This window comes from Lysobacter enzymogenes (assembly GCF_017355525.1).
Lineage (GTDB): Bacteria > Pseudomonadota > Gammaproteobacteria > Xanthomonadales > Xanthomonadaceae > Lysobacter > Lysobacter enzymogenes_C.
This window is the reverse complement of sequence record NZ_CP067395.1, coordinates 2,943,304-2,958,471: the sequence shown is the minus strand read 5'-3', so window position 1 is coordinate 2,958,471 and position 15,168 is coordinate 2,943,304. Positions and strand designations below refer to the sequence as shown.

At 70.0% G+C, this 15,168-nt stretch carries 11 protein-coding genes; 9 read left to right on the top strand and 2 right to left on the bottom strand.

The window, feature by feature from the left end; all coding sequences use genetic code 11:
* Positions 1-286: 286 nt before the first annotated feature.
* A complete protein-coding gene (locus JHW38_RS12315; protein WP_207526183.1) occupies positions 287-1,114 on the top strand; it encodes a penicillin-binding transpeptidase domain-containing protein in 828 nt (275 codons plus the stop codon).
* A 51-nt stretch (positions 1,115-1,165) separates the two neighbouring features.
* Here the strand turns inward: JHW38_RS12315 and rtcR are convergent, their stop codons facing one another.
* A complete protein-coding gene (gene rtcR / locus JHW38_RS12310) occupies positions 1,166-2,755 on the bottom strand; it encodes an RNA repair transcriptional activator RtcR (RefSeq protein WP_207526182.1) in 1,590 nt (529 codons plus the stop codon).
* Positions 2,756-2,935: 180 nt separating this feature from the next.
* Between rtcR and JHW38_RS12305 the strand changes: the two genes are divergently transcribed.
* The 3 genes from JHW38_RS12305 (at position 2,936) to rtcA (ending at position 7,761) form a co-directional block, all read left to right on the top strand.
* Positions 2,936-4,486: a TROVE domain-containing protein gene (locus JHW38_RS12305; protein WP_207526181.1), complete on the top strand. Its 1,551-nt coding sequence runs from the start codon at positions 2,936-2,938 to the stop codon at positions 4,484-4,486.
* A gap of 892 nt (positions 4,487-5,378) precedes the next feature.
* A complete protein-coding gene (locus tag JHW38_RS12300) occupies positions 5,379-6,608 on the top strand; it encodes an RtcB family protein (protein WP_207526180.1) in 1,230 nt (409 codons plus the stop codon).
* A 118-nt stretch (positions 6,609-6,726) separates the two neighbouring features.
* Positions 6,727-7,761, top strand: a complete 1,035-nt coding sequence (gene rtcA / locus JHW38_RS12295; RefSeq protein WP_242691339.1) for an RNA 3'-terminal phosphate cyclase — start codon at positions 6,727-6,729, stop codon at positions 7,759-7,761.
* A gap of 78 nt (positions 7,762-7,839) precedes the next feature.
* Here rtcA and JHW38_RS12290 read toward each other — a convergent pair whose 3' ends face one another.
* Positions 7,840-9,900, bottom strand: a complete 2,061-nt coding sequence (locus tag JHW38_RS12290; protein WP_207526179.1) for a DUF11 domain-containing protein — start codon at positions 9,898-9,900, stop codon at positions 7,840-7,842.
* 327 nt (positions 9,901-10,227) lie between these two features.
* Between JHW38_RS12290 and dusA the strand changes: the two genes are divergently transcribed.
* From dusA to JHW38_RS12265, 5 genes are all read left to right on the top strand, one after another.
* On the top strand, positions 10,228-11,253 hold the full coding sequence (gene dusA, locus JHW38_RS12285) for a tRNA dihydrouridine(20/20a) synthase DusA (RefSeq protein ID WP_207526178.1): 1,026 nt from the start codon (positions 10,228-10,230) through the stop codon (positions 11,251-11,253).
* A 74-nt stretch (positions 11,254-11,327) separates the two neighbouring features.
* Positions 11,328-12,254: an arginine deiminase-related protein gene (locus tag JHW38_RS12280; protein WP_207526177.1), complete on the top strand. Its 927-nt coding sequence runs from the start codon at positions 11,328-11,330 to the stop codon at positions 12,252-12,254.
* Positions 12,255-12,433: 179 nt separating this feature from the next.
* Positions 12,434-12,772 carry a hypothetical protein gene (locus tag JHW38_RS12275; protein ID WP_207526507.1) on the top strand — a complete coding sequence of 113 codons (339 nt, stop codon included), beginning with the start codon at positions 12,434-12,436 and terminating at the stop codon, positions 12,770-12,772.
* Positions 12,773-12,833: 61 nt separating this feature from the next.
* Positions 12,834-13,517: a response regulator transcription factor gene (locus JHW38_RS12270; RefSeq protein ID WP_031372686.1), complete on the top strand. Its 684-nt coding sequence runs from the start codon at positions 12,834-12,836 to the stop codon at positions 13,515-13,517.
* A gap of 190 nt (positions 13,518-13,707) precedes the next feature.
* On the top strand, positions 13,708-15,114 hold the full coding sequence (locus tag JHW38_RS12265; RefSeq protein WP_207526176.1) for an ATP-binding protein: 1,407 nt from the start codon (positions 13,708-13,710) through the stop codon (positions 15,112-15,114).
* Positions 15,115-15,168 lie beyond the last annotated feature (54 nt).

Genomic DNA, 15,168 nt, shown 5'->3' with positions numbered 1-15,168 from the left:
GCTTGCGGTCAAGCCGGGCGCTGGCGGAGTTGCGTGCGGACGCGGCGTTGGTCGAGCGGGCGGGATCGGGACGGAGGGATCGAACCGGCGAAATCGGTCGGGCGGGATCGATCCCGCTGGCGCAATGGCGATCGTGCGCAATCCGGCGGCGTTCGCCGGATCGGCGCCGGCGCGCTCGAAAACCGCGCGCCGGGCATGGCATCCTGGGCCTCCCGCGCGCGTTCGCGCGCGTCTGCCCGGGCGGGCCGGCGTGAGGCCGGTCGCGCCGCTGCAAGGAGCCGCAGGCATGTACGCCATCGATCGCGCCACCCGTCGCCGTCTCGTTCCCCTCGTCGTCGCCGCGTTGTGCGCCGCGGCCGCGGCGCCGCTGGCGGCGCAGGACTACCGCTACCGGGCGCAGGCGCAAGCCGCGCAGGCGCCGCAGCCGACGCCGGTGCGCGCCTGCTTCCTGCTCAGCGAACTCGGCGGCGGCGAACTGCGCCGGCGGCCGGCCGACGGCTGCGACCGCCAGGTGTCGCCGGCCGCGACCTTCGAACTGGCCGCGGCGGTCGCGGGGCTCGACGCCTCGGTGGTGCGCGCCAACAGCGTGTCGAACGGCCAGACCCTGGATTCCGCGCTGGCCTCGTCGAACCCCGGCTATTTCCGCGACATCGACCAGCAGATGGGTTCGGTGCGCATGGGCGAATACCTCAGCCGCTTCGGCTACGGCAACGCCGACACCCGCAGCGGCGGCGAGTACTGGAACGGCGGTTCGCTGCGGATCTCGCCGAGCGAGCAGATGAGCTTCCTGCAGAAGCTGTTCGGCAATCAGCTGCCGGTTTCGCGCCAGGCCACGACCGCCGTGAGCGAAGGCCTGGAGCCGCCGGGCTGGATCATGACCTCGCGCGGCCGGGTGATCGCCGCCGCCGGGGCGATGCGCGGCGGCGTGCCGCCGATGATCAAGACCGGCGCGGTCGATGCCGGCGCCGAAGCGGTGCGCTGGCAAGTCGGCCTGCTGACCAGCGGCAGCCGCCGCTACGTGTTCGTCAGCTGCGTGACCGGTCCGGCCGGGCTGCCGCAGGACGCGGCGGCGGTGGTGGCGAACAACGAACTGCGCAACGCAGGCGTGCTGTAACTGTCTCGCGGCGGCGCAAGCGCCGCGCCAGGTCCGCGCGGGCGCCGCCGCTCAGCCCGACCCGCGCACGCGTTCCCAATCCAGGCCGAAGCGCGCGAGGTATTTGCGCAGCCGGTCGGCGTCGTTGCTGCTGGCCTTGCTCGCGCGCGACACCGCGAACAGCTCGCGGCCGGCCTGCGACAGGCTCTTGCTGCGCCGGCAGACGCTCAGCACGTCGTCGAGCTGCACGCGATCGAAGCGGTCGAGCTGCGCGGCCTGCGCGCCGAGCGCTTCGTCCAGCAGCGAAGCCGGGCGCGCGCCGTGCCATTGCGCGCGCAGCCGGCCGATCTCCTCGTCGACCAGATCGGCGCGGATGCGCCCGCCCTCGGCCAACGTCGCCAGCCGCATCACCGAGGCGCCGAGATCGCGAAAATTGCCGCTCCAGCTGGCCTCGCCGCTGAGCGCGAAGGCGAGGTAGCGCTCGCGCGCCTCGCGGTTGAAGGTCACCCGCTGGTGGTTCTCGCGCGAGTGCCGCTCCAGTTCGAACTCCAGGTTCGGTTCGATGTCCTCGGCGCGCTCGGCCAAGCCGGGCAACCGGTACGTCCACAAATTCAGGCGCGCCAGCAGGTCTTCGCGGAAGCGGCCTTCCAGCACGCTGACCTGCAAGTCGCGGTTGGTGCCGGCGATGAGCTGGAAATCGCTCTCCACTTCCTTGTCGCCGCCGACCGGCAGGAAGCGCTTTTCTTCCAGTGCGCGCAGCAGCATCGCCTGCTCGTCCAGGCCCAGTTCGCCGATCTCGTCGAGGAACAGCAGGCCCTGGTGGGCCGAGCGCAGCAGGCCGGCGCGGTCGGCCGAGGCGCCGGTGTAGGCGCCCTTGATATGGCCGAACAGCGTGCTCATCGCGCCGTCGCCGCGCAGGGTCGCGCAGTTGACCTCGACGAAGCGGCCCGGCAGCTGATGCTTCTGCTTCTTCAGGTCGAACACGCGCCGCGCCAGCTGGCTCTTGCCGGCGCCGGTTGGGCCCATCAGCAGCAGCGGCGACTTCGAACGCGTGGCCACGGTTTCGATCTGCTCGATCATGCGGTTGAAGGCCGGGTTGCGCGTGGCGATGCCGCTCTTGAGCAGGTCGCGATCGTGCAGGCGCTGTTCGGCGAAACGCTGCGCGATGCGGTCGTAGCGCGACAGGTCCAGATCGATGACCGCGAAACCGCCCGGCGAGCGGCCGTCCTGCTTGCGCGGCGGCACGGTCTGCAACAGCCGGCCCGGGAACAGCCGGCTCTCGGCCAGCAGGAACCAGCAGATCTGCGAGACGTGGGTGCCGGTGGTGATGTGGACGTAGTAGTCCTCCTCGTCCGGGCGGAACTCGTAGCCGCGGACGAAGTCGTCGAGCGCGCCGTAGACCGTCTCGAAGTCCCAGGGATCGTTGAGGTACAGGTCGTGGCGGCGCAGCTGCGTTTCCGGCGAGACCTGGACGAGGTCGGCGGCGACCTGCCCGGCGAGCTTGGCGAAGCGGCGCTCGTCGGCGAGCAGCTCCATGCGGTCGAGCAGGAAGTCCTCGTGCATGCCCAGCGACACGGTCGGACGCCACTTCTCCCAGCGCCCGGCGCCGGAGGCGGCGTCGAGCTGGGTGCCGAGCATGCCGATGACGACCTGGCGCTTCATGGGGATATCCGATCAGATAAATTCGTATATTCAAGTATAGAAACGGATCGGGTCTGCTGACGAGTGCCGACGGTCGTATTTCATCTGATTTCTTTTAAATCAATCGGTTGGTGTTGCTCCGGAAAAGTTGGCACGGTCATTGCTCTAGTCCTGGCAAGTCCCGAACCAAGGAATGCCCCGATGGCCAACACTTCGCTCTTCGCTTCCCTCCGTAGCCGCCTGGCTCCGGCGGCGCGCGTGCGCAACGAGGCCGGCGGCGTGGCCTACGCCCGTCGTCCCGAGTCGGCGCTGGCGCTGTACGCGGCCACCGGTTGCTTGAACGGCACCTTCTACGCCAGCGCCGGCGAGCAGCTCGATTACGTGCTCCAGCTCAGCGCCGCGGTCGATGCCGAGTTCGTCGCCAAGACCGCGGTCTACGCCCGCCAGCGCGGCCACATGAAGGACATGCCGGCGCTGTTGCTGGCCAGCCTGAGCCTGCGCGACGGCGAGTCGATGGAGCGCGCGTTCGGCCAGGTGATCGACAACGGCCGCATGCTGCGCAACTTCGTGCAGATCCTGCGCAGCGGCCGGGTCGGCCGCCGTTCGCTGGGCTCGCGGCCGAAGCGGCTGGTGCGGCAGTGGATCCAGAACGCCTCGGTCGAGCAGTTGCTGGCCGCGGCGGTCGGCAACGATCCCTCGCTCGCCGACGTGATCAAGATGGTCCGGCCGAAGCCGGCCGACGCGCAGCGCGCCGCGCTGTACGCCTGGCTGATCGGCAAGCCCTGCGACGAGTCGGCGTTGCCGGCGCCGGTGCGCGCGTACGAGGCGTTCAAGCGCGATCCGTCCGGGCCGCTGCCGAAGCTGCCGTTCCAGCACTTCAGCTCGCTGCCGCTGAGTGCGGCGCAGTGGGCGCAGTTGGCGCGGAGCATGTCGTGGCAGAGCCTGCGCATGAACCTCAACACCTTGCAGCGCAACGGCGTGTTCGACGACCCGGCGATGGTGGTCGAGGTGGCGGCGCGGTTGACCGACGCCGAAGCGATCGGCCGGGGGCGGGTGTTCCCGTACCAGCTGATGAGCGCGTACAGCGCCGGTGCCGGCTTGCCGGCGCCGATCCTGGAAGCCTTGCAGGACGCGATGGAGATCGCGACCCGGCAGGTGCCGACGCTGGACGGCGCGGTGGTGGTGGCGGTCGACGTGTCGGGCTCGATGAGCTCGCCGGTCACCGGTTACCGCCCCGGCGCGACCAGCAAGGTGCGTTGCGTGGACGTGGCGGCGTTGATCGCCGCCTGCATCCAGCGCAGCAACCCGGGCGCGCGGGTGTTGCCGTTCGACACCCAAGTGCGGCCGTTGCGCTTGAACCCGCGCGACAGCGTCATGACCCAGGCCGGTCAGCTCGCCGCGTTGTGCGGCGGCGGCACCTCGGTCAGCGCGCCGTTCGCGGAGTTGAACCGCAGCAAGGCCAAGGTCGACCTGATGGTGCTGGTGTCCGACAACGAAAGCTGGCGCGACACCCGCCACGGCGGCGCGACCGCGACCATGCGCGAGTGGGCGCAGATCAAGGCGCGCAACCCGCAGGCGCGGCTGGTCTGCATCGACTTGCAGCCGGTGGCGACCGCGCAGACCGTGGAGTCGGCCGACGTGTTGCACGTCGGCGGTTTCAGCGACGCGGTGTTCGACCTGATCGCGGTGTTCGCCGCGCAGGGCGGCGACAGCGCGCGCTGGGCCGAGCGGATCGGATCGATACCGTTGTGAGGCTGGGCTGCCGAGCAGCGACAAGCGGCGACACGGAAGTCGCCGCAGCGGCGCAAGGACGCGCCGCGACGTGGATGCACGGATCGCATCCGCGCGGCGGGCCAGGACGGCCCGCCGGCCGCACGCGCCACGGAGGTGCGGGGCGGCGCAGGGAAGACGCCGGCGGGCGATAGGGCCCGCCGGCCCGGTTGGGCGGCCGACGCATCGCGAATGCTTGGCGGAACTACACCATTAATGTCCGGGTCGCGGGTTCGAGTCCCGCCCGCCGCAAGGCGGTAGCTCAGTTGGTTAGAGCAGGAAACGTTCCGTCGCCACTGGTCTCGATGTGTCGGTTTTTTGTTTTCGGTTTATGCGGTTGTTCTGCGAATGCTGTCGGAACTACATGAACCTTGCGGTCGGCTTCGAACCCGACCACGTCGCAAGACGGCGGCTCAGCGTCAGAGCCCGAGGAAGACGTTCCACGTCCTTGGTCGCAGGACGGCCGCACCTTCGGTCTCGATGTTTCGGTTTTTGATTTGCTTGTTTACGCGGTCGTCCGGCGAATGCCGGTGGAACTACATCGTACCCCTGCGGTCGCGGGTTCGACTCCCGCCCGTCACGGACTGTAACGACGGTAGCTCAGTGGGAGAGCACAGGGAAAACGTTCCGCCAAACCTGGTCGCAGGACGGCCGCACCCTTTGACGCCCCGCGCGGCGAATGCGCGGCGGACTACATAAACCTGACCGTTTGAACGTGTCCGCCGCATCCTCGTCTCCGTGCGTAGCGTTTTCTGTATCAGCCGCATCCGCGGCCCGGCGCATGCGCTGGCCGCGCTCTTGAATGTCTACGAATCCGATCTCACCGGCTCGACCGAGCCACGGGCACGAAGCCCGAACAGCAGGAACTGCACCCATGAACGCAAACGCCAACTACGACGTCATCCACGACCCGGGCTCGGTGCCGATCAAGCACTGGACCCGCGGCGTACCGCTCGAAGACGAAGCGCGCCAGCAGCTGCGCAACATCGCCAAGCTGCCGTTCGTGCACCGCTGGATCGCGGTGATGCCCGACGTGCACCTGGGCAAGGGCGCGACCGTGGGCTCGGTGGTGCCGACCCTCGGCGCGATCGTGCCGGCGGCGGTCGGCGTGGACATCGGCTGCGGCATGATCGCGGTGCGCACCACCCTGGTCGCGAGCGATCTGCCGGATCAGCTCGGCCCGCTGCGCGCGGCGATCGAAAAAGCCGTGCCGCACGGCCGCACCATCGGCCGAGGCCAGCGCGACAAAGGCGCGTGGGCGAACCCGCCGGCGGCGTCGCTGCAGGCCTGGGAAAACCTGCACGAGGGTTTCGACCGCATCGTCGCCAAGCATCCCAAGCTCGAGCGCAGCAACCACTTGAACCACCTGGGCACCTTGGGCACCGGCAACCACTTCGTCGAAGTCTGCCTGGACGAGGAACAGCGCGTGTGGTTCATGCTGCACTCGGGTTCGCGCGGCGTCGGCAACGCGATCGGCAGCCACTTCATCGAGCTGGCCAAGCAGGACATGCGCCGCTGGATGATCAACCTGCCGGACCAGGACCTCGCGTACTTGCCGGAAGGCAGCGAGCACTACGACGACTACGTGTTCGCGGTCGATTGGGCGCAGCGGTTCGCGCGCAGCAACCGCGAGATCATGATGCGGCACGTCGTCGAGGCGGCGCGCAAGGCCATCGCCAAGCCGTTCGAGGCCCAGGCCGAGGCGGTCAACTGCCATCACAACTACGTCAACCGCGAGCATCACTTCGGCAAGGACGTGCTGGTGACGCGCAAGGGCGCGGTCAGCGCGCGCAAGGGCGAGCTCGGCATCATCCCGGGCAGCATGGGCGCCAAGAGCTTCATCGTGCGCGGCCTCGGCAACGCCGACAGCTTCCACAGCTGCAGCCACGGCGCCGGCCGCGTGATGAGCCGCACCGAGGCGAAGAAGCGCATCAGCCTGGAGGAGCACGCCCGCGCCACCGCGCACGTGGAATGCCGCAAGGACGCCGAAGTGGTCGACGAATCGCCGGCCGCTTACAAGTCGATTGACGCGGTCATGGCCGCGCAGAGCGATTTGGTCGAGATCGTGCACACCTTGCGTCAAGTCGTCTGCGTGAAGGGTTGAGCGACGAATGGATGCGAGCGGCGAATTCAACCAGTACCGCGGGCTGCGCAAGCCGCCCGCACCGAACCACGAAAGGAAACGACAGCGCGCGGCGGAGCCCGCGCGCGCGAGAAAGACCATGGACAAGAAAATGGAAATGATCGAAATCAGCGGCGCGAGCGGCGGCGGCCAGCTGCTGCGCACGGCGCTGGCGCTGAGCCTGTGCACCGGCACCGCGTTCGAGATGCAGCACATCCGCGCCAAGCGCAAGCGCCCCGGCCTGATGCGCCAGCACCTCACCGCGGTCGGCGCGGCCGCGCAGATCGGCCGCGCCTACGTCGACGGCGCCCAGCTCGGCGCTACCACGCTGCGCTTCGTGCCCGGCCAGGTCCAGCCCGGCCGCTACCGCTTCTCGATCGGCACCGCCGGTTCGGCGACGCTGGTGTTGCAGACGGTGTTGCCGGCGCTGTGGTCCTGCGCTGCGGCGTCGGAGCTGATCGTGGAAGGCGGCACCCACAACCCGCTCGCGCCCAGCGCCGACTTCCTGGCCGAGTGCTATCTGCCGGCGCTGCGCCGTTTCGGCGTGGACGCTTCGTTCGCGCTGCAGCGGCACGGTTTCTTCCCGGCCGGCGGCGGGTGCGTGCAGTTGCGGATCGCGCCGGGCGCGGCCTTGCGCGAGGCGAGTTTCGTCGAGCGCGACCCCGCGCCGCGCCTGCAGGCGACCGCGTTGCTGGCCTCGCTGGCCGACTCGATCGGCCAGCGCGAGCTGCAGGTGTTGGCCGAGCAGTTGAAGCTGGGCCCCGACGCGCTGCAGCTGCGCCGCGCGCCGACTGCGCAGAGCCCGGCCAACGTGCTGATGCTGCGGGTCGACGGCGAAGGCCAGCACACCGAGCTGTTCGACGCGCTCGGCGAGCGCGGCGTCGGCGCCGAGCAGATCGCCGTCGGCCTCGCGCGGCGCGTGTCCGAGTACCTGAGCTCGGATGCGGCGGTCGGCGAATACCTGTCCGACCAGTTGCTGTTGCCGATGGCGCTGGCCGGTGGCGGCGAGTTCACCACCGCCTTCGTCAGCGATCATCTGTCCAGCAATGCGCGTCTGATCGAGAAGTTCCTGCCGGTGGAGATCGACTGGGTCCAGCAGGGCAAGCGTTGCTGGCGGGTGACGGTGAGCTCGTGATGACGCCCTCCGACAGCGCAAACCAAAAGGCCGCGCGGCCAGGCCGCGCGGCCTTTTTCATGGCGCCCGCGGCGCGCGTCAGTAGTTGGCCGGATTGGAACTGAAGTTCACCGGCACGGTCACGCTGACGCAGCCGCCGACCGGCAGGACGATGCCGGTCACGCTGATCGACGTGTTGCCCGCGGCGCCGCCGCCGGCGGGGCAGGTGCCCGGCGTGGCGCCGCTGCCGGCGCAGGTCCAGCCCGGCGCGGCGAGGGTCGCGCCGGCCGGCAGGTTGTCGGTGATGGTGGCGCCGTTGGCCGCGTCCGGCCCGCTCTGGTTGCAGGCGGTAAGGACGTAGCTGGTGCTGCCACCGGGCGTGTAGGTGGCGCTGCTGTCATCCTTGCGGATGCGCAGGTTGACCGACGGCCGCACCACCGGCGTGCTGGTCGGCGTCGAGTCGGGGCAAGGCGTGGCCAGGGTGCAGTTGGGATCGCCGCCGCCGGCGACGCGCGCGGTGTTGACCAACGGCCCGGTCGCGGCGAAGGCGACGTTGACGGCGAACGAGAAACTGGAACTGCCGGCCGCCGCGATGGCGGTATTGCTTTGGCAGGTGAGGACGTTGCTGGCCGCGGTGCAGGCCCAGTTGGCCGCGTTCGCGCCGCCGAGGGCGACCGCGCCGTCGGGCACGCTGAGCCCGGCCGGCAGCGCGTCGGTGACGGTGAGCTGGCCGACCGTGGCGATGTTGCCGGCGTTGGCGACGGCGATGGCGTAGGTGCCGGTGCCGCCGGCGGTGAAGCTGGCCGGCGTCGCGGTCTTGTCGACCGACAGGTTCACGCAGTCGACCGCGAAGTTCGCGCTGGCGCTGTTGTTGGCGGCGTTGATGTCGCCGAAGCGGTCGGTGTCGGAGAAGGCGACGGTGGCGGTGTTGGCGACGTTGCCGTTGCAGGTGGCGTTGTTGGCGACCGTGCCGGTCACGGTGAAGGTCAAGGTGCCGCCGGGCAGCATCGAATAGCCGCCGGTGATGGCGATGTTGCCGGTGCCGCTGGCGGCCGGGCAGGTCGAGCCGGCGCTGGCGGCGCAGGTCCAGCTCGCGCCGGTCACCTGGGCGGGGAAGGTGTCGGTGATGTCGGCCGCGTCGGTGCCGGGAATGGTCGGCGCCTGATTGCCGGCGACCACCGCATTGATGTCGTTGTTGCTGACGACCAAAGTGTAGGTCACCGGCTGGCCTCGGCGGATGCGCGCGGCGGAAACGGTCTTGGTGATGCCGACGTCGGCCGGCACCGAGGCCAGCACGTTGCGCACCTCGTGGATGTTGTTGACGCCACCGGTGGACGCGGCGAAGCCCATGCGCAGCGTAGCCGGCGCGGTGTAGTTGAAGTTGACGTTGTTGAGCAGCGTCGCCTGGGTGCCGCCGGTCGGGCCTTGCGAAACAGTGACGGTGTAGCCGGGTTGCGGCGTGTTCGGGATCAACGCCACCATCAGGTGGTTGCTGGTCGGGCGGGTGGTGGCGCTCGGCGAGTCGATGCCGCCGCTCACCGCCGCATTGGCCAGCCAGCGATAGTTGTCGCTGGCCGGACCGCGCAGCACCAGACGGTCGGCCTGGCTGCCAGGGCTGCCGCTGTTGGCCGGGCAGCCGCCGGAGACGCCCGGCAACTGGCCGGAAAAATTGCCGAACTCGTCCAGGCCAAGGCCGAGATAGGCGCCGTTGCCGCCGCAATAGCCGAGGCTGCCGCCGGGCGCGCCGTTCATCGTGCCGCCGGAGTCGTAGAGGAAGAAGGTCGTGCCGTCCGCGCCGTTGCCGCCCCAGTTGACGTAGTCGAACTCGATGGTCACGCCCTGGGTCGAGGGAAACGAGCCGCCGGTATACAGCGCCTGGCCCTGATGGTTGTTGAGGTTGGTGGTCAGGCGCAGCCAGCCGCTGCCGTTGGCATCGTTGACGTTGTTCGGAATGGCGCCGTAGCCGCCGGTGAGGATGCCGCTGCGGTTGGTGCCGGGGTTGGTGCCGGTGATCGTCCAGCCAGCCTCGGTGTTGTTGCGGAAGGTCGAGGAAACCTTGAACTGGGCCTGCGCAGCCGGCGCGCACAGCAGCGCGAGCGCCGCCAGCGGGGCAGCCAGACGCGCGGCGGCGTTGCGCGAACGTCGATGGAGTGGGTGCATAGCGATGGCGGCGGTAGGCCGACGTCCCCCTTGGGCGCGTCCAGGCGCTGCTTGAAGCTCTGCCTTCGCAGATGAAAAACACGTAAAGATCGCTCGCGCCGACGAGATCCGGCGCCGAATGCCTAGAGACAGTCGCAGTTTTTCGGCGATCCAAGGCACACCCGGCGAACCGTCTGGACGGGGTTGTGCGCAAGCCGGCTCGCCGCAGCACCGCTCCAGGCAGGGCGGAGCGGTGTGGCACCCGCAGGCGCGCCGAGCCGCGACGGCCGCACCGGGCCGACCGGCCGCGTCCGGGGCGCCCGCGCCCGAGGCCTTACAATGGCCGCGATGAACGCCGTTCCCACCCCTGCCGCCGTCTCTCCCGCCATCGCCGCGCCGCAGGTGCGCCTGTCGGTGGCGCCGATGATGGACTGGACCGACACCCACTGCCGCGTCTTCCACCGCAGCATCGCCCCGCACGCCCGGCTGTATACCGAAATGGTCCACGCCAACGCGGTCATCCACGGCGACCGCCCGCGGCTGCTGGCGATGGACCCGGTCGAGCACCCGGTCGCGCTGCAGCTCGGCGGCAGCGAGCCGGCGCTGCTGGCGCAGGCGGCGCGGATCGGCGCCGAGTGGGGCTTCGACGAGATCAATCTCAACTGCGGCTGTCCGTCCGACCGGGTCCAGGCCGGCCGCTTCGGCGCCTGCCTGATGCGCGAACCGGATCTGGTCGCCGAGTCGGTGGCGGCGATGATCGCCGCCTGCGACGTGCCGGTGACGGTCAAGTGCCGGCTCGGCGTCGACGATGAGCACCGCTTCGAGGTGTTCCTCGACTTCGTCGACCGGGTCGCCGCGGCCGGCTGCCGCAGTTTCGTCGTGCATGCCCGCAACGCCTGGCTCAAGGGCCTGTCGCCGAAGGAGAACCGCGAGGTGCCGCCGCTGCGCTACGACTGGGCCTACCAGCTCAAGCGCGAGCGGCCGCAGTTGCAAGTGGTGGTCAACGGCGGCATCGCCGACCTGGCCGAGGCGACCGCGCACCTGGAGCACGCCGACGGCGCCATGCTCGGCCGCGCCGCCTATCACGACCCCTACCTGCTGCACCGGCTGGACGCGGCCTGGTTCGGCGGCGCCGAACGCAGCCGCGCCGAGCTGCTGCGCGCGCTGCGGCCTTACGTGGAAGGCCAGCTCGAACGCGGCGTGTTCCTCAAGCACATCACCCGCCACCTGCTCGGCCTGTTCCACGGCGAGCGCGGCGGGCGCGCGTTCCGCCAGATCCTCAGCGAGGGCGCGCACCGCCCCGGCGCGGACTGGGCGCTGATCGAGCGCGCCCTGGAGGTCACCGAATCCTTCGCCGGGCGCGATGCCGCCTGAGCGCGCGTCCCGTTCCTGCCGTGGCCGGCGCGGCCGCGCCGCCGCGTATCGATTGTCCGCATGAGCGCCGACCGATGATCACCCGCGACCCGACCGCTTTCTTCGACCACGCCCGCGGCCTCGCGCCCGACTTCGGCGCGGCCACCGCGCGCGCGGCGTTCCTGGTCGCCCCGGACGGTTTCGCCCGCGCCGAGCAGTCGGCCGGCGACAACCGCTACATGGCCGCGGCCGAGGACTTCGACCCCGTCCGCGCCGGCGCCCAGCACCGCGATCTGCATCTGGCCTTGTCGCAGACCCTGCCGACGATCTGCTTCGCCGGCGACGCCGCCACCCCCGACGCGTTGTTCCCCAACAACGTCTTCGCCACCGCGCGCGCGGCCGGCGCCGGCCCGCGCTACCTGGTCGGGCGCATGCGCCATCCGGTGCGCCAGCTCGAAGCCGGGCGCGCCGACATCCGCCGCTTCTTCGAGCAGGTGCTGGGCTACGAAGAACGCGACCTGTCGCAGCAGCCGCACCCGTGCGAACTGACCGGCGCGCTGGTGATCGACCGCGCCCGCGGCCTCGGCTACGCCGGGCTGTCGGAGCGCTGCGACGAGCGCGGCGCGGCGCTGATGCACGAGGCCTTCGGCCTGCGCGCGACCCTGTTGTTCGACCTGGCCCCCGGCGAATACCACACCAATGTGGTGCTGGCGGTGCTGGCCGGCCGCGCCGCGCTGGTCAGCCCCGCCGGCTTCGCCGATCCGGCGGTGGCCGCGGCCATCGCCGGGTTCTACGGCCCGCGCGGGATCGTGCTCGACGCGGCCGAGCAGGCCGGTTTCGTCGCCAACGCGATCGCCCTGTCGACGTATACGGTCTGGATGAGCGCCGGCGCCGCCCGCGCGGCCCGCCCGGCCACCCAACAGGCGCTGGCGGCGGCCGGATTCGCCGTGGCCGCGGTCGAGCTGGACGCGATCGAGGCCGCCGGCGGCTCGCTGCGCTGCTGCGTCGGCGAGGTGTTCTGAGCGCCGCGCGGGCCCGGCAACCGTCCGCACGGCTACGATGTGACCCGGTTCCGCACGGGCTGAATGCCGCCCGGAAGGCCCGGGAAAGTTCAGATCGGATTCACCGCTGCGTTCCGAAAATGCCGGCACGTCGCTTATTCGCCACCATATCGTTCCGCCGGGGACTCGTCACGAACGCCATGCGCCTCCGCACTGCCCGTGCTCCTTCGCTGCTGCTCGTCGCCTTTCTGGCGGCCGGCAACGCCTGGGCGCAGCACGACGACGGCCGCTGGCGCGGGCACGAGCGCCGCGAGGAACGCAGCTCCCTGTCCGACTCGGTACGTCGGTTCGAGCGCGAGAGCGGCGGCGGCCAGGTCTTGAGCGCCGAGCGCGTTCCCTTCGACGGCCGCGACGTCAATCGGGTGAAAGTGGTCGATTCCAGCGGCCGGGTCCGGGTATACATGGACGACCCGCAGCAACGGGGCGGGCGCCGCGACGACGACCGCCCTACACGCCGCGACGACAACAATAACGACTAACCTTCGCTCCGACGGTCCGCAAAACGATCCTGTCGGGCCGCAATTTATCAAGGGAGTGCCCATGCGAATTCTGCTGGTCGAAGACGAAGCGCCGCTGCGCGAGACCCTGGCCGCGCGCCTCAAGCGCGAGGGCTTCGCGGTCGATGCCGCGCAAGACGGCGAGGAGGGCCTGTACATGGGCCGCGAAGTGCCGTTCGACCTGGGCATCATCGACCTGGGCCTGCCCAAGATGTCGGGCATGGAACTGATCAAGGCCCTGCGCGACGAGGGCAAGAAATTCCCGGTGCTGATCCTGACCGCGCGTTCGAGCTGGCAGGACAAGGTCGAAGGCCTCAAGCAGGGCGCCGACGATTATCTGGTCAAGCCCTTCCACGTCGAAGAACTGCTGGCGCGCCTCAACGCCCTGGTCCGCCGCGCCGCCGGCTGGAGCAAGCCGACCCTGGAATGCGGCCCGGTGATGCTCGACCTGGCCGCGCAGACGGTCAGCGTCAACGGCGGCAACGTCGATCTGACCAGCTACGAATACAAGGTGCTGGAATATCTGATGATGCACGCCGGCGAGCTGGTCTCGAAGGCCGACCTGACCGAGCACATCTACCAGCAGGATTTCGACCGCGACTCCAACGTGCTGGAAGTCTTCATCGGCCGTCTGCGCAAGAAGCTCGATCCGGACGGCGCGCTCAAGCCGATCGAGACCGTGCGCGGCCGCGGCTACCGTTTCGCCATCCCCCGCAGCGGCGACTGAGCTGTCCGTCCGCTGACGCGCCCCTCGCGGCGCCATCGTCCGCCGATTGACAGGTTTCGCACGGCGGCGATCCAATAGGCCGCCGCATTCGCGGCGGCAAGCACTTTCTCCCAGTTCGGTCCCAGGAGCAGTTCGGACCCATGCGGCCCGCGTCTTCCACCGCAGCGGGCCGGACGGCCCACGCATCGCCATGAGCTGGGGCCAACCCCGCTCGCTGCGCGCGCGCCAGTTGCTGGCCGCCAGCCTCGGCCTGCTCGCGTTCCTGGCCCTGGCCGGCGTCGCCCTGGACCGGGCATTCCTGGAAACCGCCGAGAACAACCTGCGCCAGCGCCTGACCAGCTATGCGCTGGCCTACGCCGCCGACACCGACTTCGGCCGCGGCGGCGAAATCATCCCGCCCTACGACCCGCCGGACCCGCGTTTCGACCGTCCGGGCAGCGGCCTGTACGCGGAAGTGATCCTGCCCAACGGGCATTGGGATTCGATGTCGGCGCAGGGGCCGGTGCTGCCCGACGGCGGCATGCTCAAGGCCGCCGAGGAGTCCTTCGAAGGCCCGCTGTCGCTGACCGAGATCAACGGCAAGTCCGGCGAGGCGTACCGCTACGGGCGCGGCCTGATCTGGAGCGTCGACGGCGATCCCAAGAGCGAGTTCCAGTACACGATTTACATCCTCGAGGACACCAGCGAGCTGCGCCATCAGGTCGGCGTGTTCCGCCAGGCGCTGTGGCGCTATCTCGGCGGCGCCGGCGTGATCCTGCTGCTGTTGCAGGCATTGATCATGCAGTGGAGCCTGCGTCCGTTGCAGCGCGTGATCGAGGAGCTCAAGCGCGTGCAGCGCGGCGCGGCCTCGCGCATGAGCGAGCGCCATCCGCGCGAGCTGGAGCCGCTGACCGAGAGCATCAACGCCTTCATCGAGAGCGAGCGCGAGAACCTCGACCGCCAGCGCAACACCCTGGCCGACCTCGCGCACAGCCTGAAAACGCCGCTGGCGGTGCTGCACGCGCGCCTGGACGACCGCAACGGCGCGCCGCTGGATCCGGAGCTGCGCGAGGACTTGAACCTGCAACTGCGGCGCATGAACGAGCTGGTGTCGTACCAGCTCGCGCGCGCCGCGTCCGGCGGCCACGCCTTGTTCGCTGCGCCGATCGCGATCGAGCCGCACGCCGAGGAAATCGTGCGCGGGCTGGAGAAGGTGTACGCGTCCAAGGGCATCCTGTGCGAGTTCGATCTGGCCGACGGCGTGCAGTTCCACGGCGAGCCGGGCGATCTGCAGGAACTGCTCGGCAACCTGCTGGAAAACGCGTTCAAGTGGGCCAATTCGCGGGTGCTGCTGACGGTCAAGCCCGGCGAGACCGCGTCCAACCGGCGTCCCGGTTTGTTGCTCGCGGTCGACGACGACGGCCCGGGCATTCCGGCCGAGAAGGTCGCCACGATCCTGCAGCGCGGCGTGCGCGGCGACGAGCGCGTGCAGGGCCACGGCATCGGTCTGGCGATCGTGCAGGATCTGGTGCGCGGGTATCGCGGGACGCTCGATGTCATCGCGTCCGAAGAACTCGGCGGTACGCGGTTCGAAGTGAAGTTGCCGCCGGGGTTGTGAGCGGGTGGGCACGGCGCGGGAGAGCGCGGGCGCCGCGAGGATTTCGATGTAGGT